Source organism: Candidatus Nanopelagicales bacterium, assembly GCA_037045355.1.
Taxonomy (GTDB): domain Bacteria; phylum Actinomycetota; class Actinomycetes; order S36-B12.
The window spans coordinates 152,789-173,385 of sequence record JBAOHO010000008.1; the positions used below are offsets into that span (position 1 = coordinate 152,789).

General features: G+C 65.9%; 20 protein-coding genes. 9 read left to right on the plus strand and 11 right to left on the minus strand.

From position 1 onward, the window contains the following. Nucleotides 1–12: 12 nt before the first annotated feature. From V9E98_01685 to V9E98_01700, 4 genes are all read right to left on the minus strand, one after another. A complete protein-coding gene (locus V9E98_01685; protein ID MEI2715702.1) occupies nt 13–855 on the minus strand; it encodes an LppX_LprAFG lipoprotein in 843 nt (280 codons plus the stop codon). 94 nt (nt 856–949) lie between these two features. Then, the gene (locus V9E98_01690) at nt 950–1,264 is read right to left on the minus strand and encodes a hypothetical protein (GenBank protein ID MEI2715703.1); all 315 of its coding nucleotides are present in this window, start codon (nt 1,262–1,264) and stop codon (nt 950–952) included. 16 nt (nt 1,265–1,280) lie between these two features. Continuing rightward, nucleotides 1,281–2,030: a phenylalanine--tRNA ligase beta subunit-related protein gene (locus V9E98_01695; GenBank protein MEI2715704.1), complete on the minus strand. Its 750-nt coding sequence runs from the start codon at nt 2,028–2,030 to the stop codon at nt 1,281–1,283. Continuing rightward, a complete protein-coding gene (locus V9E98_01700) occupies nt 2,023–2,685 on the minus strand; it encodes an XRE family transcriptional regulator (GenBank protein ID MEI2715705.1) in 663 nt (220 codons plus the stop codon). The genes V9E98_01695 and V9E98_01700 overlap by 8 nt, the downstream gene beginning before the upstream one ends. 57 nt (nt 2,686–2,742) lie before the next feature. On the opposite strand from V9E98_01700, the gene V9E98_01705 reads away from it, so the two are divergent. The 3 genes from V9E98_01705 (at nt 2,743) to V9E98_01715 (ending at nt 7,192) form a co-directional block, all read left to right on the plus strand. Beyond that, complete coding sequence (locus V9E98_01705) at nt 2,743–4,116, plus strand: diacylglycerol kinase family protein (GenBank protein ID MEI2715706.1); 1,374 nt, start codon at nt 2,743–2,745, stop codon at nt 4,114–4,116. Between the two features lie 273 nt (nt 4,117–4,389). Further along, nucleotides 4,390–5,400: a TerC family protein gene (locus tag V9E98_01710; GenBank protein MEI2715707.1), complete on the plus strand. Its 1,011-nt coding sequence runs from the start codon at nt 4,390–4,392 to the stop codon at nt 5,398–5,400. 112 nt (nt 5,401–5,512) lie between these two features. After that, entirely contained in the window at nt 5,513–7,192 is a 1,680-nt protein-coding gene (locus V9E98_01715; GenBank protein MEI2715708.1) for an MFS transporter, read from the plus strand. A 20-nt stretch (nt 7,193–7,212) separates the two neighbouring features. Here V9E98_01715 and V9E98_01720 read toward each other — a convergent pair whose 3' ends face one another. The 3 genes from V9E98_01720 to V9E98_01730 are packed head-to-tail and all read right to left on the minus strand — an operon-like array spanning nt 7,213 to nt 9,300. Next, nucleotides 7,213–7,500, minus strand: coding sequence for a Dabb family protein (locus V9E98_01720; GenBank protein ID MEI2715709.1), 288 nt, complete (start codon nt 7,498–7,500; stop codon nt 7,213–7,215). 26 nt (nt 7,501–7,526) lie between these two features. Further along, entirely contained in the window at nt 7,527–8,675 is a 1,149-nt protein-coding gene (locus V9E98_01725) for an LOG family protein (protein ID MEI2715710.1), read from the minus strand. Between the two features lie 40 nt (nt 8,676–8,715). Beyond that, nucleotides 8,716–9,300 (minus strand): hypothetical protein, encoded by a 585-nt coding sequence (locus tag V9E98_01730; GenBank protein MEI2715711.1) that lies wholly within the window; start codon nt 9,298–9,300, stop codon nt 8,716–8,718. A 262-nt stretch (nt 9,301–9,562) separates the two neighbouring features. Here V9E98_01730 and V9E98_01735 point away from each other — a divergent pair, with 262 nt between their 5' ends. The 4 genes from V9E98_01735 (at nt 9,563) to pstB (ending at nt 13,314) form a co-directional block, all read left to right on the plus strand. Beyond that, nucleotides 9,563–10,546, plus strand: coding sequence for a PstS family phosphate ABC transporter substrate-binding protein (locus tag V9E98_01735; GenBank protein MEI2715712.1), 984 nt, complete (start codon nt 9,563–9,565; stop codon nt 10,544–10,546). A gap of 8 nt (nt 10,547–10,554) precedes the next feature. After that, on the plus strand, nt 10,555–11,502 hold the full coding sequence (gene pstC / locus V9E98_01740; GenBank protein MEI2715713.1) for a phosphate ABC transporter permease subunit PstC: 948 nt from the start codon (nt 10,555–10,557) through the stop codon (nt 11,500–11,502). Beyond that, on the plus strand, nt 11,499–12,410 hold the full coding sequence (pstA, locus tag V9E98_01745; protein ID MEI2715714.1) for a phosphate ABC transporter permease PstA: 912 nt from the start codon (nt 11,499–11,501) through the stop codon (nt 12,408–12,410). The genes pstC and pstA overlap by 4 nt, the downstream gene beginning before the upstream one ends. Nucleotides 12,411–12,507: 97 nt before the next feature. Further along, nucleotides 12,508–13,314 carry a phosphate ABC transporter ATP-binding protein PstB gene (gene pstB / locus V9E98_01750; GenBank protein MEI2715715.1) on the plus strand — a complete coding sequence of 269 codons (807 nt, stop codon included), beginning with the start codon at nt 12,508–12,510 and terminating at the stop codon, nt 13,312–13,314. A 43-nt stretch (nt 13,315–13,357) separates the two neighbouring features. On the opposite strand, the gene V9E98_01755 is transcribed toward pstB, so the two are convergent. The 4 genes from V9E98_01755 to V9E98_01770 are packed head-to-tail and all read right to left on the minus strand — an operon-like array spanning nt 13,358 to nt 17,929. Continuing rightward, entirely contained in the window at nt 13,358–14,260 is a 903-nt protein-coding gene (locus V9E98_01755) for an NUDIX hydrolase (protein ID MEI2715716.1), read from the minus strand. Then, on the minus strand, nt 14,260–15,804 hold the full coding sequence (locus tag V9E98_01760) for a CYTH and CHAD domain-containing protein (GenBank protein ID MEI2715717.1): 1,545 nt from the start codon (nt 15,802–15,804) through the stop codon (nt 14,260–14,262). Before V9E98_01760 ends, V9E98_01755 begins: the two co-directional genes overlap by 1 nt. Before the next feature lie 2 nt (nt 15,805–15,806). Next, on the minus strand, nt 15,807–17,747 hold the full coding sequence (locus tag V9E98_01765; protein ID MEI2715718.1) for an RNA degradosome polyphosphate kinase: 1,941 nt from the start codon (nt 17,745–17,747) through the stop codon (nt 15,807–15,809). Next, nucleotides 17,648–17,929 carry a hypothetical protein gene (locus V9E98_01770; GenBank protein MEI2715719.1) on the minus strand — a complete coding sequence of 94 codons (282 nt, stop codon included), beginning with the start codon at nt 17,927–17,929 and terminating at the stop codon, nt 17,648–17,650. The genes V9E98_01765 and V9E98_01770 overlap by 100 nt, the downstream gene beginning before the upstream one ends. A gap of 141 nt (nt 17,930–18,070) precedes the next feature. Here V9E98_01770 and V9E98_01775 point away from each other — a divergent pair, with 141 nt between their 5' ends. Together V9E98_01775 and V9E98_01780 are read left to right on the plus strand one after the other, a co-directional pair. Next, a complete protein-coding gene (locus V9E98_01775) occupies nt 18,071–20,083 on the plus strand; it encodes an alpha/beta fold hydrolase (protein MEI2715720.1) in 2,013 nt (670 codons plus the stop codon). Then, nucleotides 20,029–20,544, plus strand: a complete 516-nt coding sequence (locus V9E98_01780) for an ATP-binding cassette domain-containing protein (GenBank protein MEI2715721.1) — start codon at nt 20,029–20,031, stop codon at nt 20,542–20,544. Before V9E98_01775 ends, V9E98_01780 begins: the two co-directional genes overlap by 55 nt. The last annotated feature ends 53 nt before the right edge of the window (nt 20,545–20,597 follow it).

The following is a 20,597-nucleotide window of genomic DNA, read 5'->3' on the forward strand; positions in this document are numbered from 1 at the left end:
CAGCGCGGACGATCAGCCGTCCACACCACTGTTGAGTTCGGCCAGGTCCTTCAGGCTGTCGACGCTGACGACCTGATCGGCGGGGGGCGGGACGATGTCGGTCTCTATGCCGAAGTCGGTCATGGTGGTACTGGACATGGTCTCGACCGGCTTGCCGGCACCGATGTCGATGGTCATCTTCTGGTCGAATCGCACGATCCGGTTCTCGCTGTCGACCCACACGGTGACCTGTGACTGGCCGTCGACCTTGTCGAGGTTCTTCTCGATCTCGCTGGTCTGACCGGTGGGCAGCCCCAACTGCTCGATCGCCTTCTTCAGATCGATCGTGCCCGTGTACTTGGTGGCTTGGACGCCATCGATGTTCTCCGCGCCCACCTCTTGCAGGTCTGCGATGTCCTGCAGCATCTGCAGGCTTTGGCTCGGATCTGCTCCGCTGAGCCCGAATTCCTCGGCGGGTGCTTCGATCCACTTGTTGCCGAAGATGGGGACCTTGATGTAGCTCTTGCCGTCGACCACCGTGACCTCGATGTCGCTGCCGCCACCGAACAAGCTCGAACTCACCCGCAGCGCCGCCTCGTCGTCGGTGAAGTTGACCACGCCGTCACCACGGATGGCGATGCCCTGGTCGGCCATTCCACCCACAGAGGTCGTGAAGGTGACTCGGGCGCTCCCCGACGATGTCGTGCTTTGGGTGGCCTGCGCCATGAAGGCAGCCGGAGATGCGGTGACCGCCACGGAGGGAGAATCGGCGGGGGCCGGAGTGGTCGACGGCGTGGAACTGGCGGAGCACCCCGCGGCGAGGAGTCCGGCAGCCACGAAGCCCGCGGCTGCGATGAAGGGGCGGTTGGTGATCATGGGGCACTCCCATCCGAAGGTTCTCCCAGGTTACGACGGTCTCCCCCCCGCGTAAGTTCCAGAACGGCATCGGCCTGACTCGGGAAAGAGTGGATCACTGTCGTCGGGTCACGTGCGACATCCGTCCGTCGCCGTAGGTCTCGGTGATCTCCGCGACGACGATGTGGTAGCCGTGGTACCACCTTTGGTACTGCGCCTTGGCGCTGCGGTGACTGGCCACATCGGCGAAGGCGCGCAGACCCGCGAGGGTCTTCCAGTAGTACACGGCGTTGCGAGTGCCGCCGTCTTCTGAGACCCACGACTCCTGACCAACGTAGTCGTCGGAATCGTAGGCAGCGGCCTGGATCTCGGCGTCGAGCCGGTGGAAGTCATCGTCGTATTCGCCGGGCTGAAACATGAACGAGATCATGTACATGGCTGTCCCTTCATCGGATTCCACTTCGGCCGTGACTGTCGGAGGTCGTGCTCGTCACCAGTCGACGGGCCCACTGGACGTCGGGCCCGAGGCGATCCAGGTGGGTCACCAGATCCCGCGCGGCGGCGTGCAATTGATCGTCGGTCACAGGGTCGAGTGCGTCGAGGATGAACAAGCCCGCGGTGGTGTGATCACTCAGTTGAGTACGACGCGCCTGGCGCCAGTTCCAACGCCGACACGTCACTCCCTGGTCGTCACACCACACCACCTCGCCCGGATCTGGGTGCTCGATCACCTTCTCGCCGGAGGCGACGGTGTCGAAGGGCTCCTGACCGGTCGCTCGGCGCAACTGAGGGGCGCCGACATAGCGGTCGAGGTCCTCGCCCCCCAACGGGATCTGGTGGATCACGGAGATGGCGTTGTAGATGTCGGTCAGCCGGTTGATGCGAGGCAGCCCGGAGTCCACGCGCCGCAGCAGTGCCTCAAGACTGTTGCGCGTGCGCTGCGGTTTTGACCCGAATCCGCGGTACGCGTCGCGCCAGGCCGCCACGTGGGGGAGTTGGTCCGCGGGCATCAGACGAAGGGCGTCCTGCCCGGTTTTCTCCGCGGTCTCGAGGAGGGCGTCGCTTGCTGGGTCCGACGCTCCCGGGGTCAGTCCGCTCACCGCCACGAGCATGGCGCGGTAATCGGGGCGCAGGTCGAACACAGCCGCGTCGACCGTACCGCCGGCGAGGAAATCGTCAAGGGCGCTGTCAGCCATGGCCTACCTCCGGTGATGTCGGTTCGACTCTTGGTAGGTCGACGCTGGTGGCTTCTCTGAGCGCTTTGGTCGGCTCGGATACAGCCAGCGAGAACCGTGTCGGTTGCCCAGACGGACGGGAGTCGGGGGCGGCGGGATTCGAGTAGGAATGTGCCACGTCCCCGGGGAAGGCGGCGGCGTCCCCCGGACCAAGGGTGAACGCCTGCGCGCCGACCCCGAGCGTGAGCGTGCCGACGTGGACGTGCAGGAGTTCGCGGGTGCCCGGTGCGTGGGCCTCGCTGGTGTGGCGGTCTCCGGGACCCAATGTCCAGTCCCACATCTCCAGCACGTCCGGTCGCACGGTGCCGGCGACCATCACGGCGGCCCCGCCGCAATCTCCGGTCCACAGGACGGGCCCGGTGCCCCTGCGGGTGACGGCCACCGGCGAGGGCTGCGGGGGTTCCACCAGGTCGGGCAGCCCGACGCCCAGTGCCTCACTGAGGCGGAGCAGGATCGCGACACTCGGGTTCGCGCTGCCACGCTCCACGTTGACGACCGTTCTGCGGCTCACGTCCGCGGCCACGGCCAGTGTGTCCAGGGTCCAACCGCGGGACTGACGTTCCTGCTTGACGCGGGCACCTATCGCGCCGGCAAGCGCGGCGGTCGCGGAATCCATTAGTGCAGCATAATGCATTAGTAGTGCAACAGGCTCGACAACGTCGAATGACCCGCAATGGCCCGACAATGGATCGTGATCACTCACCCACTGCGCCGACGGCTGGCGGCCTGTGCTGCCTTGCTGGTGGGTGGCCTGGCGACTCTGCTGCTGCTCACGACGGTGCTCGCCAATCCGATCGCCAGTCTGTTGTCGGTGATCGGCTTCGTGGTGGCGGTGGTCTCGGGTTGGGTCGCACTGACCAACCGGGGCGTCAAGCGCAACCGGGCATTGGCCGCTGCGATCGCCGGATGCCTCCTGCTGGTCGCCGCCGTCATCGGTGACGACGAGCATCGGTTCTACCTGACGCTCGCCCTCGTCGGACTGTTGGCCGCCACAAGCTCGGGTCGCGTGGCGCTCGGCCATCCGCCGCGTCGCCCGGACAGCGACGTACCGGTGGGCCGTTCCCGGCATCCCGCTCTGGTGGTCAATCCCAAGTCGGGCGATGGACGCGCAGCGCAACTCGGACTGGTCGAGCGTGCCCGGGAACTCGGAATCCACGTCTTCGTCTGGGACGGCTCCGATACCCCCCTGCAGCTGGCTCGGCGAGCGGTCGCCGAGGGCGCCGATGCGTTGGGCATGGCAGGTGGTGACGGGTCACTTGCCCCGGTGGCGCGATTGGCCGCAGACCACGGTATCGACTTCGTCTGCATCCCGGCCGGCACCCGGAATCACTTCGCGCTCGACCTCGGACTGGACCGCTCGGATCCGCTGGCGGCCCTGACCGCCTTCGGTCCGGCCTTCCGGCGCCGGATCGATCTGGCCTGGGTCAACGATCGTCCGTTCGTGAACAACGTCTCATTGGGGCTGTACGGCGAGATCGTGCAGGACGAGGCCTACCGCGAGGACAAGTTGGGCACGGCGCTCGCGCGACTGCCCGACGTGATCAACGAGAACCCCCAGGACCTCGACCTGCGCTACACCGATGCCGACGGCGTTGCGCGCGACGACGCCCAAGTTGTGCTCGTGTCCAACAATCCGTACACCTTCACAGTGGGGGGGTCGGTCGGTCGCCGCGAACTCGATGCCGGCGAACTCGGCATCGTGTGCCTGCGCGTGGACGGCGGAGTCCGGGCGGCGGAGGTCGTGACGGCTGTGCTCGGATCCGGCAACTCCGACTCGATGCGGTCCTGGACCAGTCGCGCATTCGAGGTACGTTCCGGAGGTCCGGTCGCGGCCGGGCTCGACGGTGAGGCGCTCACGTTGGAACCGCCCCTGAGGTTCAGCAGTGCCCCGGCATCGGTGGGCGTGCGGATTCCGCCCTCGGCGCCCGGCCAATCCCCGGCGGCTCGGCGTTCGAGCTATGAGTTCGCGATCGCCGAGTTGCTGCGTCGGGCAGTACTTCCCTCACGTCGCTGGACATCGCCGGAAGAGTTCCCGGTGGCGGGGTGACAGGCCCCAGGTCCTCACTTGCCCCCACCATAAGACTGCTCTACTATTCCTGAAAAATAATACAGATAAAGCAGATTCAGCAAAGGGGAGTACCTCTCGCCTGGAGCCGACAACCCGGGGACCCACGTCCCCCGGCCACAGGGAACGGCGTGTGCCGTTCGGGGAGACCTTCGCGACGACGGAGTGGAAGTACCGCGCCGCGTCTGATGAAGCCGTCCGTGGCAGGTCCCGGCGGAAGGCTTCTGGAAGGTCTCGAAGGAAGGAATCCCCGCAATGTTTGATGTTCCCCTGTGGGCTTGGGCCGGCGTCCTGGCGCTGATCCTCGTCATGCTCGCCATCGATCTGTTTGCCCACCGCCGCGCGCACGTCATCGGAGTCAGGGAGGCGCTCGGCTGGTCGATCTTCTGGGTCGCGCTGGGAGTCGGCTTCGGGATCCTGATCTGGTCCGTCTACGGTGCCGAGTTCGGTGCTCAGTACTTCGCGGGCTACGTCATCGAGAAGTCGTTGGCCGTCGACAACGTCTTCGTCTGGGCCATCATCTTCGGCTACTTCGCCGTGCCACGCGAATACCAGCATCGAGTCCTGTTCTACGGCGTCATCGGGGCCCTGATATTCCGGGGTGCCTTCATCGCGGCCGGCTCGGTCCTGATCGCCAGTTTCTCCTTCGTCCTGTACCTCTTCGGCGTCTTCTTGGTGTTCACCGGAATCCAGATGCTGCGGCACCGCAACGAGCACATCGACGTCGCCAACAGTCGAGTGCTGCGGTGGTTCCGGCGGGCCGTCCCTCACACCGACGAGTACCACGGGCAGCGGTTCTGGGTGAAGAAGGCCGGGGTCTGGGTCGCGACCCCACTGCTGTCGGTCCTCGTTCTGATCGAGATCACCGACATCATCTTCGCGGTCGACTCGATTCCCGCGATCTTCGCTGTCACGCAGGAACCGTTCCTCGTGTTCACTGCGAACGCCTTCGCGATCCTGGGTCTGCGCGCGATGTACTTCCTGCTCGCTGACCTGATCGACCGGTTCACCTACCTGAAGACAGGCTTGGCGTTCGTTCTGATCTGGGTGGGAGTCAAGATGCTGCTGCTCATGGTGGGCGTCAAAGTGCCGACCTTGCTGAGTCTGGGCATCGTGATCGCCATCATCACGACGAGCATCGTCATCAGCCTGAGGTCGACCCGGGGGAGGAAGCGCCCGCTCGGCGCCGACGCGGAGGATGCCGAATCCCAGCAAACCGCGAGTCCACGCGTCGAGATTCCCATCGACCAGCAACAACGGCCGTAACCCGGCGTCGGTGGATTCGGGATGAGCTCGGATCCACCGACGAGGGGACGCCCCGGTCCAACGGCGCGCGTGCGTCGGCGACCACTACCGTGAGATGACCACGGAGGTGGAAATGAGCGCTGACCCGCAGCCGCAGTTGACCGGTCGCAAGAAGTGGGTGGCACTGGTCTTCCTGTCGCTCGGCGTGGCGATGATCATCCTGGACGCGACGGTGGTCAACGTCGCGATCCCGACCATGGTCAAGGACCTCGGCCTGTCCACCACGGATGCCGAGTGGGTCAACGCGATCTATGCGCTGACATTCGCCTCACTGCTTCTGCTGTCCGGGCGGTTGGCCGACATCGTCGGACGGCGGCTGATGTTCGTCTCCGGTGTGGTCGTGTTCGCCGTCTCGAGTGGTCTGGTCGCGATGTCGGACGGCGCTGTGGAACTCATCGGCGCACGGGCGTTGCAGGGGATCGGTGCGGCCATGATCCTGCCGGCGTCCTTGTCGGTCCTCAATGCCGTGTACCGCGGTCGTGATCGTGCGGTCGCCTTCGCCGTGTGGGGCGCCACGATCGGTGGCATGGCCGCCTTGGGGCCGCTCGTCGGTGGCTGGCTGACCACATACGCGTCCTGGCACTGGGCGTTCCTGATCAACATCCCCATCGCGGTCATTGTCGTGATCGGGGTTCTGGCGCTCGTCCCCGAGACCCGCGACCTGGTGGATCGATCCGGCGCCGACCTTCCGGGGACGATCCTGGGCACGCTGGGCCTGGCGTTCTTCGTCTTCGGGCTCATCGAGGGACAGACCTACGGATGGCTGGCTGCCAAGAAGCCGTTCCAGATCGGTGGCTGGCAGTGGCCTTTGGACAACGTGTCGCCGGCGGCCGTGGGACTGTTCGGTGGAGTGCTCCTCGTGCTGGTGTTTCTCTGGGTCGAGAAGAGCCGTGCTGCCGCCAACCGCACTGTCCTGGTGGATTTGAGACTCTTCCGGATCCGCACGTTCGGTGTCGGCAACCTGGTGGCGGCCCTGGTGAGTCTGGGGGAGTTCGGACTGCTGTTCACGCTCCCCCTGTTCCTGCAGTCGGTCATCGGATACGACGCATTGCAGACCGGGGTCATCTTGTTGGCGTTGGCCGTCGGATCCTTCGTGGCCAGCGGTGTCGGAGCGCCCCTCGCCCAGCGCATCGGGCCGGTTCGGGTCCTACGCACCGGGATGGCCTTGGAGGTGATCGGCGTACTGCTGATCACGGTGGTCATCTCGACGACTGTGACGGGGTGGGCGATGGTTCCGGGGTTGTTCATCTACGGATTGGGTGTCGGATTCGCCACGGCGCAGCTCACCGGAGTGATCTTGTCCGAGGTCCCCGTGGCCGAGTCAGGTCAGGCGTCGGCGGTTCAGTCGACCTCCCGCCAAGTGGGAGCGGCCATCGGTACCGCCCTCTTGGGCGCGACTCTCGTGGCAGGACTGAGTTCGGTCGCAGGGGAACTCACCGACCGGGGTGTGCCGCAGCCGGTCGCCGATCAGGTCACCAGCGCGGTCCAGGGAAGCGCCGGCACTGCAGTGGCGGCACTGCCCGCTCAGCCCGGTGGCGATGTGCTGTTCGCAGGGGCATCGCAGGGTTTCGCATCCGCCACCGAGGACGTCGGCTATGTCGCCGCCGCGTTGATCGCCCTGGGTCTGATGGCAGCCTTCCTCCTCCCTGCCGATGCTGCTCGGACCGAGGCTGCCGGGTACGTGTCCGCCAAGGAGGAAGAGTCGGCCGCTGAGGAGGATTCGGCCGATGGAGAAGAGTCCGCAGCCGAGTAAGAGGCGGCCGTGCCCCCGGCTCAGCCCAGTGAGTCGGTGTCGACCACTGCCCGGGTCGCAACCCGGTCACTCATCCAGGACACGATGTCTTGATGAACGGGATCCGCCGCGTACGTGGTGAGGGCGTCCGGGGAGTCGTGCTCGCTGATCAGGACGAGTTCGAACGCATTCGCCGATTCGTTGCGGTTGCGCCCTACCTTGATCGAGTTGGCGCCGGCGACCTTGCCGACCATGCCACGCAACTTCGACACCGCCTCGTCGACGTCTGCCGGATCGTGGAAACGCCACATGACGATGTGAGTCAGCATTGGCAAACCCTATCGATGTCGGCGCCCTACGCGCCGTCGTTGTCGAGCGCCCTGCCGTTGTCGAGCGCCCTGCCGCTGTCGGCTGCTCCTCGGTTGTCGAGCGCCCTCCCGTTGTCGAGCGCATAGTCGTTGACGCGATCGATCAACTGGCGCAGACGCCCGAAGGAGGCGCGTGTGTGGGTGAATACAAGACGCGGTAGGTCGAGGTACTCGCCCTCGATGTCGTCCGCCGGTCGCTGATACATCTCACCGGCCTCGACGAGGTCGGCGAACTCGCGATTGAGGTGGCGCAGTTGCCGAGTGGTGAGCGGGGAGCGTAGGCGCAGGACGAGTTCGCGCCCCACATATCGCGACGAGTGGTAGTTGCTGAAGAAGCGGGTGATGTGGTCGACAGCATCCTGGGCGTCGATGGCGAGGTAATACAGCGACGTGTCGGCCGGGCTGAGGAAACCACCGCCGAGGAGTTCCTCTCGCACGTAGCGATCCCACCGCTCCCAGTAGTTCGAGTCAGGTCCCTCGATGAGGACCACCGGAACCACGGCGGACTTACCTGTCTGAATCAGGGTGAGTGCCTCGAGGAGTTCATCCTGGGTCCCGAACCCGCCCGGGAAGGCAGTGATCGCCTGGCTTTGGCTGAGGAACATGAGTTTGCGTGTGAAGAAGTAGCGGAAGTTGATCAGCTTGTGATCGCCGGAGATCACCGAGTTGGCCGTCGTCTCGAACGGCAGTCGAATGGACAATCCGAACGAGTTCTGCGGACCCGGGCCCTCATGACCGGCCTTCATGATGCCCTCACCGGCTCCCGTGATCACGAGCCAGCCCTGTTCGGCCATCATGCGAGAGAAACTCACGGCGGTCTGGTAATCCGGATGATCCGCCGGTGTCCGCGCGGATCCGAAGATGCTGACTCTCGGGGCGCCGTTGTAGCCCCCGAACACCCGGTAGGCGTGCCGCATCTCCTTGAAGGAGTTCGTGAGCAGTTTCAGTTCTCCGGTGTGGCGGCGATCGGTGATCAGTTTGAGCGAGGTGGCGAGCAGATCCCGCACCAGGCGACCGTCGCGCGAGGTGCTGTCACCGCCGCACTCCTCGATCAGTCCGTTCAGCTGCCTGACGAGATCGGGATCATCCACTCGCCGGCGAGTGAGGGTGTCGATCGCTGCTGACATGTTGGTCATGACGCCAGACTTGCCCGATCAGTGATCGGGAAGCTGAGCGTCAGGTGGAGCGTTGCGCACGAATGGATGAATAGTCGACGGTCGCGTCAGGGGGAATTGCCGGTGGGACGCGGCGCATCGTCAGTTGGGCCATCAGCAGATCCAACTCCTGCGAGATCGTGTTCAACCGGCCCATGAGTTTGGCCGTGTTGGGGGGCATTCCGTGCTCCCGGCGGTTCTTGGTGCTGCGCTGGCGCGGCAGGCTCAGCACCACGCTGTCCGCCAACCCCGCGATGTCCCGGGCGCGGTCATGGCACTCGACCTCCAACGGTCGAGGGCTGCCCTGAGCCGCGATCCGGGCGATGGCCACCATCTGGGATCCGATGAGACCGGTGGCCTGAACGACGCGGATCGCCGGCGAGCGGTGCGGGCCGGAGATCTCGGTGGTCCGATCGAGGAACACCAGCCGGGCGCGATCGAGGTCCTGGGCGGATTTGCTGATGCGCAGGAACTGCATCTGGCGCGCGGCCGGCCCGACTGTCACCAAGGTGTAGAGCGCTGTTGCCGTGGGCGGGAGATGCTTCAGCACAGATCGCAAGGTCAGGCCGTCGGATCGGGGGGTGACCGCGGCTCCGTTCTCAGGCACGATGGAGAACCTAAGGAGAGCGGGGGAACGGCGCTGAGCGCCGGGACGAACGGTCGGTGAACATCCGATGGCGGTTGCCTCGGGCCGGTGGTGACGATGACGGGGACCACACCTCCACGGCCAATGGTCACGTTCAGGTCACCCCGCGTTCATCTGTGAGCGAACCTCCGGTCATCTGGCTGCCCTAGCGTCCGGATCGCATCGCCCCATACGGGGGCTTCGCAATGCCCCGAGTCCGGGGCACTGACATTTTGGAGGCAGGGTGCGCATCACCCGTAAGAAGTGGGGGCTCGCCGCCGTCGTCGCCGGGGGATCCCTGGTCCTGGCGGCCTGTGGCGGTCAGCAGTCCGGCAGCGGCTCGGGAAGTTCGGCTTCGGGGGCGGTGGCCGTTGACGGGTCATCGACCGTCGCACCCCTGACGTCCGTTGCTGCAGAGTTGTTCCAGGCCCAGAACTCCGGCGTGAACGTCACCGTGGGAACCTCGGGAACGGGCGGCGGATTCGAGAAGTTCTGCCGCGGCGAGACCGACATGAACGACGCGTCTCGACCCATCGAGGACGACGAGAAGGCCAACTGCGAGACGGCCGGCGTCAAGTACGCGTCGCTGACCGTTGCCAACGACGCCCTGACCGTGGTGGTGAACAAGGAGAACACTTTCGCCAAGTGCCTGACCACGGAGCAGTTGAAGAAGATCTGGGAGCCCAAGTCGCAGGTCACCAACTGGAACCAGGTCGACCCGTCATTCCCCGACGAGAAACTTGCGTTGTTCGGGCCCGGAACCGATTCCGGGACCTTCGACTACTTCACCGAGGCCATCAACGGCGAAGAGGGTGCCAGTCGCACCGACTACACACCCAGCGAGGACGACAACGTCGTCGTGCAGGGCGTGTCGGGCTCCAAGGGCGGCATGGGCTACTTCGGGTACACGTACTTCGAAGAGAACGCCGACAAAGTGAACGCGGTGCAGATCGACAGTGGTGATGGCTGCGTGTCTCCGTCACCTGAGACTGCCCAGGACGGCACCTACACGCCGCTGGCCCGGCCGCTGTTCATCTACCCGTCGATCACGAAGCTGGGATCCAACCCGGCGTTCGCTTCGTTCCTGACGTACTACGTCCAGAACGACTCAACGATCGCGGAACAGGCCCAGTTCATCCCGCTCAACGACAAGCAGAAGAGCGAACTGGACGCAGCGCTGGACAAGGCGTTCACCGAGGCGGGCCTTCCGGCTCCGGCGGCGAGCTGACCCAGACGATGAGCAGTTCCACCCTCGACGTGGTCCGGGAGGGCGGCGGTTCGCCGCCGTCCTTCCGGCAATCGTCGCCCCGCTACGGGGAGAGAGTTATCGGCTTTGTGCTGATGGCCGCGGCGGCCGTATCCGTGCTCACCACGGTGGGGATCATCTACTCGCTGCTCATCCCCACGATCGAGTTCTTCCAGACCGTCCCGGTCACCGACTTCCTGTTCGGCACCCAGTGGTCACCGCTGTTCGCCGATCCTGAGTTCGGTGTCCTGCCTCTGGTCTCGGGGACCTTGATCATTACTGGCATCGCGTGCCTCGTCGCGCTGCCCCTCGGACTGCTGTCCGCGATCTACCTTTCGGAGTACGCCAAGCCCAAGACTCGAGCGTCGATCAAACCGACGCTGGAGATCCTGGCCGGCGTCCCCACTGTGATCTTCGGCTTCTTCGCCCTCGAGTTCGTGACGCAGGTGGTGTTGAAGCCGCTGTTTCCGGATATCCAGGTGTTCAACGCCCTGTCCGCCGGACTCGTGATGGGCGTCATGATCATTCCCACCGTGGCCTCCCTGTCAGAGGACGCCATGGCGGCTGTGCCCCGCGGGCTGCGCGAGGGCGGCTACGCGCTGGGTTCCACAAAACGACAGGTGGCACTCAAAGTCGTTGTGCCTGCTGCCCTTTCGGGCATCGTGGCAGCATTCGTGCTCGCCATTTCGCGTGCCATCGGTGAGACGATGATCGTGGCTGTGGCCGCCGGATTGCAGCCCAACCTGAGTCTGAATGTCCTGGAGGGCATGCAGACAATGACCTCGTTCATCGCAGCCGCAGGATCCGGCGACCAGCCGACCGGATCAATCGGCTACCAGACCATCTTCGCCGTCGGCAGTCTGCTGTTCGTGATGACTTTCATCATGAACATGTTCAGCATCCGCCTGGTGCGCAAATACCGGGAGGTGTACGAATGAGCCAGGCCCATTCGCTCGACGACATCAAGCCGTTGGAGATCGAGTCCGGGGCTCTGCAGTCCCAACGCAGCGACCTGCCCGAGAAATCGTTCCGCTGGGGACTCTTCGCCGCCCTTGCCGTGGCCCTGATCACGTTGGCGGTGCTGCTGATCTTCATCGTCACCGAGGGGTGGCCGCGCTTCAATCTGCAGCTCTTCACGAACATGCCGTCGATCCGCTTGCCGGAGATCGCGGGAGCTCAATCGGCAATCACAGGATCGATCTGGGTGATTGTCACGACCGGATTCATCTCCCTCCCGGTGGGCATCCTGGCGGCCATCTACCTCGAGGAGTACGGCAACCCGCTCAGCCGCTTCTACCGGCTCGTCGAAATCAATATCCAGAACTTGGCAGCCGTGCCGTCCATCGTCTACGGCATCCTCGGGCTCGGCGTGATCGCGCGTGCCCTCGCCCTCGGCCAGACGGTCATCACAGCGGCCCTGACACTGTCGCTGCTGATCCTGCCGGTCATCATCATCTCCACCCGGGAGGCGATCCGGGCGGTGCCGCAGTCCATCCGGTTCGGATCGATGGCGCTGGGTGCCACCAAATGGCAGACCATCTGGAAACAGGTCCTGCAGGTGGCCACTCCCGGAACCGCGACGGGCGCCATCCTGGCGCTTTCTCGGGCCATCGGCGAGGCGGCACCTCTGCTGCTCCTCGGGGCCGTCACGTTCATCACGTTCAACCCCAACGGCCTGCTCAGTTCCTACACCGTGATGCCGATCCAGATCTACAACTGGATCTCACAGTCCCGCGATGAGTTCCATGTCCTCGCGGCCGCGCTGTGCATCGTCTTGCTCATGCTCCTGCTGGTCCTCAACGGTCTGGCGATCTTCCTGCGCAACAAGTACCAGAAGAGATGGTGACCTCATGACCGCTGAAAACACTGTTGAACTCGACTCAGAGCAAGGTGCGCCCGTGACGGATGGAACAGAGACCCGGCCAACACTGCCTCGGATCGCCATGCAGCAGCCGAAGCCGCGATCGGAGACCAGCGAGACCGTGGTCACGCTGCAGGATGTCGGTGTCTGGTACGGCGACTACCACGCCCTGCGCGGGGTCAATATGGAGGTGAACCGCAACGAGATCACCGCCTTGATCGGACCTTCCGGATGCGGTAAGTCGACGTTGTTGCGTTCGATCAACCGGATGAACGACCTCATCCCCGGCGCCCGGGTGGGGGGCACAATCGAGGTTCATGGCACTGACATCTACGGCTCCGATGTCGACCCCGTCGAGGTGCGTCGGCACATCGGAATGGTGTTCCAGAAGCCCAACCCGTTCCCGAAGTCCATCTACGACAACATCGCCTACGGGCCGCGAGTCCTCGGGCAGAAGAAGAATCTGGACGACATTGTCGAGGAGTCCCTCACTCGAGCTGTTCTGTGGGACGAGGTCAAGGACAAACTCAAGACCAGCGGCCTGTCTCTGTCCGGAGGCCAGCAACAGCGTCTGTGCATCGCCCGGTGCATCGCAGTGCGCCCGCAGGTGATCCTCATGGACGAACCGTGCGCATCGCTCGACCCCATCGCCACCTTGAAGATCGAGGACCTCATGCAGGAACTCGCCGACGACTACACGATCATCATCGTCACGCACAACATGCAGCAGGCAGCTCGCGTCTCCGACCGCACCGCGTTCTTCACGGCCAAACTGGACGAGCATGGCGAACGGTTCGGCGAACTCGTCGAGTACGACCTCACCCACTCGATCTTCACGCAGCCGAAGGATCAGCGCACTGAGGACTACGTCTCGGGCCGATACGGCTGAGCCTTTCCCGCCGACCCGTGCCCATCAGCGGGCACGGGCAGGTTCAGAGTTCTTGTCGTTCCGCTGCCTCGATGCGCCACTGGCCCTTGCCGGTGAAAGAGCGGTGGACGACGACGAATCCCCCGGGGGGGAGCGGCGCCCGGAACGCCGAAGCGGCCTTCTTGTCCGCCTCCCGCGCGAGTGGCGCCATGATGTCGGGCAGCACCGGGCGGTGGGAACAGACCGACAGGGCGGCCTTGGTGTCGGCCAGCGACAGCAGTCGGTTGACGGCGGCCTTGGGTTTGTCGTCGAAGCCGGTCTCGCTGAACAGCGGCTCCTGTTCGACCGTGACCTTCTCCGCAGCGGCGTACGGTTTCACAGTCTGCAGGCAGCGAACGGCGTCCGATGAGTGAATCCGCCTGATGCCGAAGGCGGCAAGCAGGGGGATCAGCGCCTGCGCTTGGCTGCGACCTTTCCCCGTCAGTGGTCGGTCTCGGTCGTCCTTGCCCGAGAAGTCCGACCGCTTGGTCGCCACAGCGTGACGCAGGTAGACGAGAGGCTGCGTGGGCGGCAGAGCGAGAGCCCGTTTGACCAGATCGAAGTCGCGCTTGTAGGTCAACAGAGATCGGGCCTGAGAGGCGGTCACCCAGCGGATGTCATCGATCTCGGAATCCGGGGAGAAGCCGTGGTCCTTGCCAGGGGAGGCGACCCAGTAGTCGACGGTCTTGGGTCGTCCCATGGCTTGGTAGGACTGACGGCCCAGCGGAACCCCCAGAATGGGCACGATCCCGGTCTCTTCGTCACATTCCCGGACAGCCGCGGCCACCACATGCTCGCCGCGGTCGAGTTTCCCCTTGGGTAGGGACCAGTCCTTGCGCCGGGGGCGATGCACGAGCAGGACCTTGGGTCCGCGCGGTCCCGGGCGCAGCATCACCACGCCCGCAGCGCGGACAACAGACTCGGCCATCAGGCGAGCACGGTCTCGGCGTGGACCTTGGCGATCTTCGGCCACATCCGCTGGAACTCCCGACGCAGTCGCATCTCGTAGTCGACCTCGAGACCGAACAGCAGCCCCAGCGCGAACCCGGTGGGGGCGTCGACATCGGGCTCCGTGGCCAGCGATTTCAGGGTCATCTGGGCAACGTGCGCGTCTTGATGGTCCCCGAGGATCTCGGTGACCTGCTCCAATACCTTGACCAGTTCTTTGGCGGGCCGGCCGAACACCGGCTCCACTGCCTCGGCGGCATACCGCGCCTTCTTGGCGGCGATCCGGGTCTCGTGCCAGGGGGCCGCGGGGCTGTCCAAGTGCAACTCCGCGACATCTTTGGCGAGGCGCCGCCACGTCTTGTCGACGAGCGGCGGGAGGGCCTCGTCGCAACTGCGGTCCGCTGCCTTGGTCAGGTGGGGCTCGTTCGCGGCCTCGACCAGATCCTCCAGCAGTCGCAGGTGGCGCTTGCTGCGCAGAGCCGCGAGCGCGTGCGCGCGGGCATCGACGATGCGGGAGTTCAGGGCCTTGTCGACTGCGGTCTGGGCCAGGTCCGCTTCGTCCGGGGGCAGGTCGGCTGCCCGTTCATCCAACCGCTCGATCATGACTTCGGTGTCGCGGACGGCGCCGAGTTCGCCCGCGATCCAGCCGAGTTCGTCACGCAGGTGGCGCGCCCATTTGTCGTCCACCAGCGGGCCGAACCCGCGTAGCCCACTGCGGATCCGTCGTGCCGCCACCCGCATCTGATGAACCGAGTCCGGCAGATTGCGCCGCACCCGAACGTCCTGCAAGAGGAACCGCCGGATGTGCTTGGTCAGATGAGCGCGCACCGCGTCCCCGGCGGGGTCACCCGGTCCTACCCCCTGCGCTTCGACAACGTCAGGTGGTGCCGAGGCGCGGGGACCCACCGCGGTGGCCGCCTTGGACGCCGTGCCCGGGATGGCCCCCGCGGCCTGCAGAGCCTCGACCACGGCGGGCAGCAGGGCCCCCTTGGCGGCCTCCGGCGTGATGGCCTCCACCTCGATCTCCCGGAAGCGGGCAGCGACATGTTTGCCGTCCAGGATGCTGACGGTGTCGTCGACGAGCTCCAGCACGGGAACTCCCGAATCGTCGCTGATCAGATAAGGGGTCCGTTCGGTGCGAAGGGTCGCGACCGGGGTCAGGAACTGTTCGCGTGTCAACGCCGTGAGGGTGTCCCGGATGGCCTCGGGCACATCCCCCACACCGCCCTCCGACAAGGGAAGTCGAACCTCATCACGCACGCCCTCACCCTCGCCGGGCACCGGGAACTTCACGTGCCAGCCGGCATCGTCGCCCCCCTCTCGTCGACGCAGGGTGATGCCCCAGCGGAACAGCCGGAGATCCTCCGTGTCGTGGTAGACCGCCGTCAGAGTGCGAGTGGGTTCGGCGCGGATCTCGCGGATCCCCTCGATGCCGTCGAGGGGCGGCAGGCGGAATAGCGCATGGACCCGCAGTTTCTTCTCGACCTCGCGATGAGTGGTCGGGCTCTGGCGCGTTTCCGTCATCCTCAGGCTCCCCGGCGGCTGCTTTGCAGCTTGATCACGGTGTCTTGGTAGTCGACGAGGTCGTGACCCTCTTCATCGACGATGCGGCGGGTCCAGGTTCCGTCGGCATCGAGGTCCCATCCTGACGTGCCCGGGTCGAAGGCAAGATCGAACAACCTGGCGACCTCCGTGATGTGCTCGGGGGTCTCGAGCCGAACCAGAGTCTCCACGCGACGGTCGAGGTTGCGGTGCATGAGGTCGGCGGATCCGATCCAGGTCTCGGTGTCACCGCCGTTGGTGAACTCGTAGGCCCGGGAGTGCTCGAGGAACTTGCCCAGAATGCTGAGCACCCGGAAGTTGCCATCGGTGCCCGGGATACCGGGCCGCGCCGCGCAGATTCCGCGGACGAAGATGTCCACAGGTACGCCGGCCTGCGCCGCTCGATAGAGCGAGTCGATCAGCCGTTCGTCGACGATCGAGTTGCACTTGAAGCGGATTCGCGCGGGACGGCCTTCTCGGTGATGGTCGATCTCGCGTTCGATGCGGTCCATGAGGCCGGAGCGGATCGAGCGCGGGGCGACCAGCAAGCGGTCGTAGGTGGTGTTCATCGAGTATCCGGACAGGACGTTGAACAGCCGACTGACGTCTTCGCCGACCACCGGGTCGGTGGTCAGCAACCCGAAGTCCTCGTACAGACGGGCGGTCTTCGGGTGGTAGTTGCCGGTGCCGATGTGACAGTAGCGACGCAGGACATCGCCGTCGTCCCGGACGACCATGCTGAGTTTGCAGTGGGTCTTCAACCCGACCAGACCGTAGACGACGTGCACTCCGGCGCGCTCGAGTTTGCGGCCCCATTTGATGTTGGCCTGCTCGTCGAACCGGGCCTTGATCTCGACGAGGGCGAGGACCTGCTTGCCGGCCTCGGCAGCGTCCACCAGGGCGTCGATGATGGGGGAGTCCCCGCTGGTGCGGTACAGGGTCTGCTTGATCGCCAGGACTTGGGGATCCGCGGCGGCTTGTTCGAGGAAGCGCTGCACCGACGTCGAGAACGAGTCGTAGGGATGATGCAGCAGCACCTCCTTCTCGCGCATCGTGTCCAGCACGTCCGGAGGCGCCGCTGTCTCGACCTCGGCGAGCTCGCGGTTGGTCTTCGGGACGAAGGGGGGCTCCTTCAGATCCCCGCGGTCCAGGCCGACGAGCGTCCACAGGAACGTCAAGTCCAGGGGACCCGGCAGTTGGACGACCTCGCCAGGGTTGACCCCCAACTCGCTGACCAACAACTCCAGCACGTGGGGATCGATCGACTCCTCGACCTCCAGGCGGACCGGTGGGCCGAACCGGCGCCGCATCAACTCGCGTTCGAGGGCCTTCAGGAGGTTCTCGGCGTCGTCTTCTTCGACTTCCAGATCCTCGTTCCGGGTGACTCGGAACGTGTGATGCTGCAGCACCTCCATGCCGGGAAACAGCTGGTCGAGGTGCACCGCCATCACTTCCTCGAGTGGGATGAACCGCTGGCCGTCCAGGTGAACCAGGCGCGGCAGGAGCGGCGGCACCTTGACGCGCGCGAAGAGTTCGTTGCCGGTGTCGGGGTTGCGGACCACGACGGCCAGATTCAGCGACAGTCCCGAGATGTAGGGGAAGGGGTGAGAGGGGTCGACGGCCAATGGGGTGAGCACCGGGAACACCCGGTCTCGGAAGAACTCATGCAGTTGCTGCTGTTCCAAGCCCGAAAGCTCGTCCCACCGCAGCACCTCGATGCCCTCCTGTGCGAGAGCGGGCCGGATGTCATCGCGGAAACTCGCAGCCTGACGCTGCATCTGGGTGCGCGAGTTGCGCCAGATGCCGTCGAGGACCTCCGTCGGCATCAGACCACTGGCGGCTCTGACGGCGATTCCCGTGGCGATCCTGCGCTTGAGTCCGGCCACTCGGACCATGAAGAATTCGTCGAGGTTGCTCGCGAAGATGGCGCAGAACTTCGCCCGTTCCAGCAGGGGGATCGGCCGTCTTCGGCCAACTGCAGGACTCGGTCGTTGAACGCCAGCCACGACAGCTCCCGGTCCAGGAACCGATCCGGGGGCAGTTCTGGCAGCTCCTCGGTGGCCGGAGCTGATTCCGGCGCCTGATCCTCGGTCAACTCGGCTGTCATTCTCCGATCCTGTCACAGGCGGTCGCGCAACGGAGGTCGCAACGGGGGTCGGATGTGCGCTGTGGCCAGTCGCGGGACATGCTGGGGCGGCGACAGGTCCGGGCGCAGGTCCCGGCCGGGAGGTCAGGCCAGGAGGTTACGGTGCGCAGATCGATCGCGGTGGGGCTGGCGATTCTCGCTGTCGCCGCCGTGGCCGGCACTCCCGGTCGCGCGGCCGACGATCCGCCGCCGGTCGAATCACTGCGATTGCCGGGAGGGCCGACCTCCGCCACCGATCGGGCACCGGTGGATCTCGCTGTCGATCTCTACCGGCCCGCAGTCACTCCGGCGTCCGCGGTGGTGCTGGCCCACGGATTCGGGGGGAGCAAGCAGTCCGTGGCGCAGGAGGCGCAGGAGTTCGTCGAGCGCGGGTTCGTCGTCCTCGCGTACACGGCGCGCGGGTTCGGGACGTCGACCGGGACGATCTCGATGAACTCCCCGGACTACGAGATCGCCGATGCCCGGGCCATGATCGATGCGCTGGGCGATCGGCCGGACATCGTCGTCCAGGACGGTGACGCAGATCCACGGGTGGGCTTCGCGGGCGGGTCCTATGGCGGCGCGCTCGCGCTCATGACGGCGGGCTACGACCAGCGCGTGGACGCGGTCGCAGCCGACATCACCTGGAACGACCTGCGCACGTCGCTGTTCGGACAGAGCGTCGCAGGCGCCGGCCTCGGGGTCTTCAAGCAGTGGTGGGCAGGCAGCTTCTTCGGCGTGGGGTTGCTGCAGCCCGGGGCCTCGGCCACTGCATGCGGCCGGTTCGCCCCCGACTGGTGCCAAGCCTTCGAGATCGCCGCGGAACGGGGCGCGGTGACCCCGGGTGCCGCCGCGCTCATGGCGCGCTCCAGCCCCCGTTCGGTGGCGGGTCGAATCACCGCGCCGACGCTCATCGGCGCGGGCCAAGCCGACTCCTTGTTCCCCTTCGCCCAGGCAGCCGCCACCGTCGACCAGATCCGCGCCGCCCAGCCCCAGACACCCGTGAAGGTCGTCTGGCACGGCGGGGGGCACGACGGCGGTGTCGACGAGTCGGAACGGCTGAGGGACCTGGCCGGGGACTGGATGCAGGCGCATCTCGCCGCCGGCCCTTGCCGGTTCCCACCGACTACGAGATCACGCTCACGAACGGCGGCTTGGGTGCCGACTCACGCCGCGAGCCGACGGTTGTCTCGTTGCCGCAGTTCCCCGGGATCGGGGGCAATGCCCCGCAGTCCGTCACGCTGGCGGGTCCCGACACCCAGGTGCGGGCCCCGGCCGGAGGGGCGCCGGCCGCGATCACATCGTTCCCCGGGCTCGGCGGGGTCGCCGGGCAGGTCGGGTTCGCGCCCCCCGGCCAGAGCGCGACCTTCGACTCCGAGCCCGTATCGCAGGACCTCACCCTCGCCGGAGCGCCTCGTATCCGCCTACGAGTCAGCGCGGGGGACCCGGTCCGCGATGTCGCGTTGTTCGCCAGCCTGCGACTGGTCAGTCCCGCCGGTACCGAAACCACTCCCCCAAGGTTTGGTGGCGCCCATTCGGCTCCCCCGGTTGGGTCCCGATCCGGTCGACATCGACGTGGAGTTACCGGCCATCGCCACCCGGGTCGCTCCGGGTGACCGGCTGCGGCTGGTGGTGACCACGACCGATGCCGCCTACCGCCTCCCCGACCGAGCAGCGATCTATGAGATCGGCCTGGCCGACGGTGGCTTGATACTGCCGGTGATCGACGGGGCCTCCGATGTGGGCCGGCCGATCTCGGGCTGGCTCTTGCTCGTCTTCCCGATTCTCGCGGCGCTGTCGGGCCTCGTCGTGCTCGTCCGGCCCCGCACTCCTCGTCCCCAGTCGCGGCCCGATCTGGCTGATACTCCCGTAACGATCCGGGCTGTGAGCAAGGCCTTCTCCGGGGGCGTGGTCGCCGTGGACGATGTGAGTTTCGATGTCCCCCGCGGCATCGTCATGGGACTGCTCGGCCCGAACGGCGCCGGGAAGACCACGACGATGCGAATGCTGATGGGGCTGATCTCGGCCGACTGCCGGGCGAGATGTACGTGTTCGGCGAACGAGTGCACCCCGGGGCCCCGGTGCTGGCTCGCATCGGTTCCCTGGTCGAGGGCGCGGGCTTCCTTCCGCATCTGACGGGGCGCCAGAACCTGGATCTGTACTGGCGCGCTGCCGGCCGGGACGGGACTCCCAACTTCGACGAGGTGCTGGATATCGCCGGACTGGGTCACGCCGTCGATCGCAAAGTGAAGTCCTACAGCCAGGGCATGCGCCAGCGTCTGGGGATCGCGCAGGCGATGCTCGGCAACCCGGACATCTTGCTGCTCGATGAACCGACGAACGGCCTCGACCCGCCCCAGATCCGGGAGATGCGTGACGTGCTCCGGGACTACGCGGCCACCGGGCGGACGGTCATCGTGTCGTCGCACATGCTGGCCGAGGTCGAGATGACCTGCACTCACGTCGTGGTCATGCACCGAGGACGCATGGTTGCGCAAGGTGAGGTCGCGGACCTGATGGCGGGCCGCACGGACGGCAGGCTCGAGGATGTCTTCCTCGAGATCGTGGGCGCCGACCGAACAGTTGGAGGTGGCTGATGGTGGTGGGCACTTCCCCCCGTGGCTCGGAACCATCCCGCCGCACCCCGAAT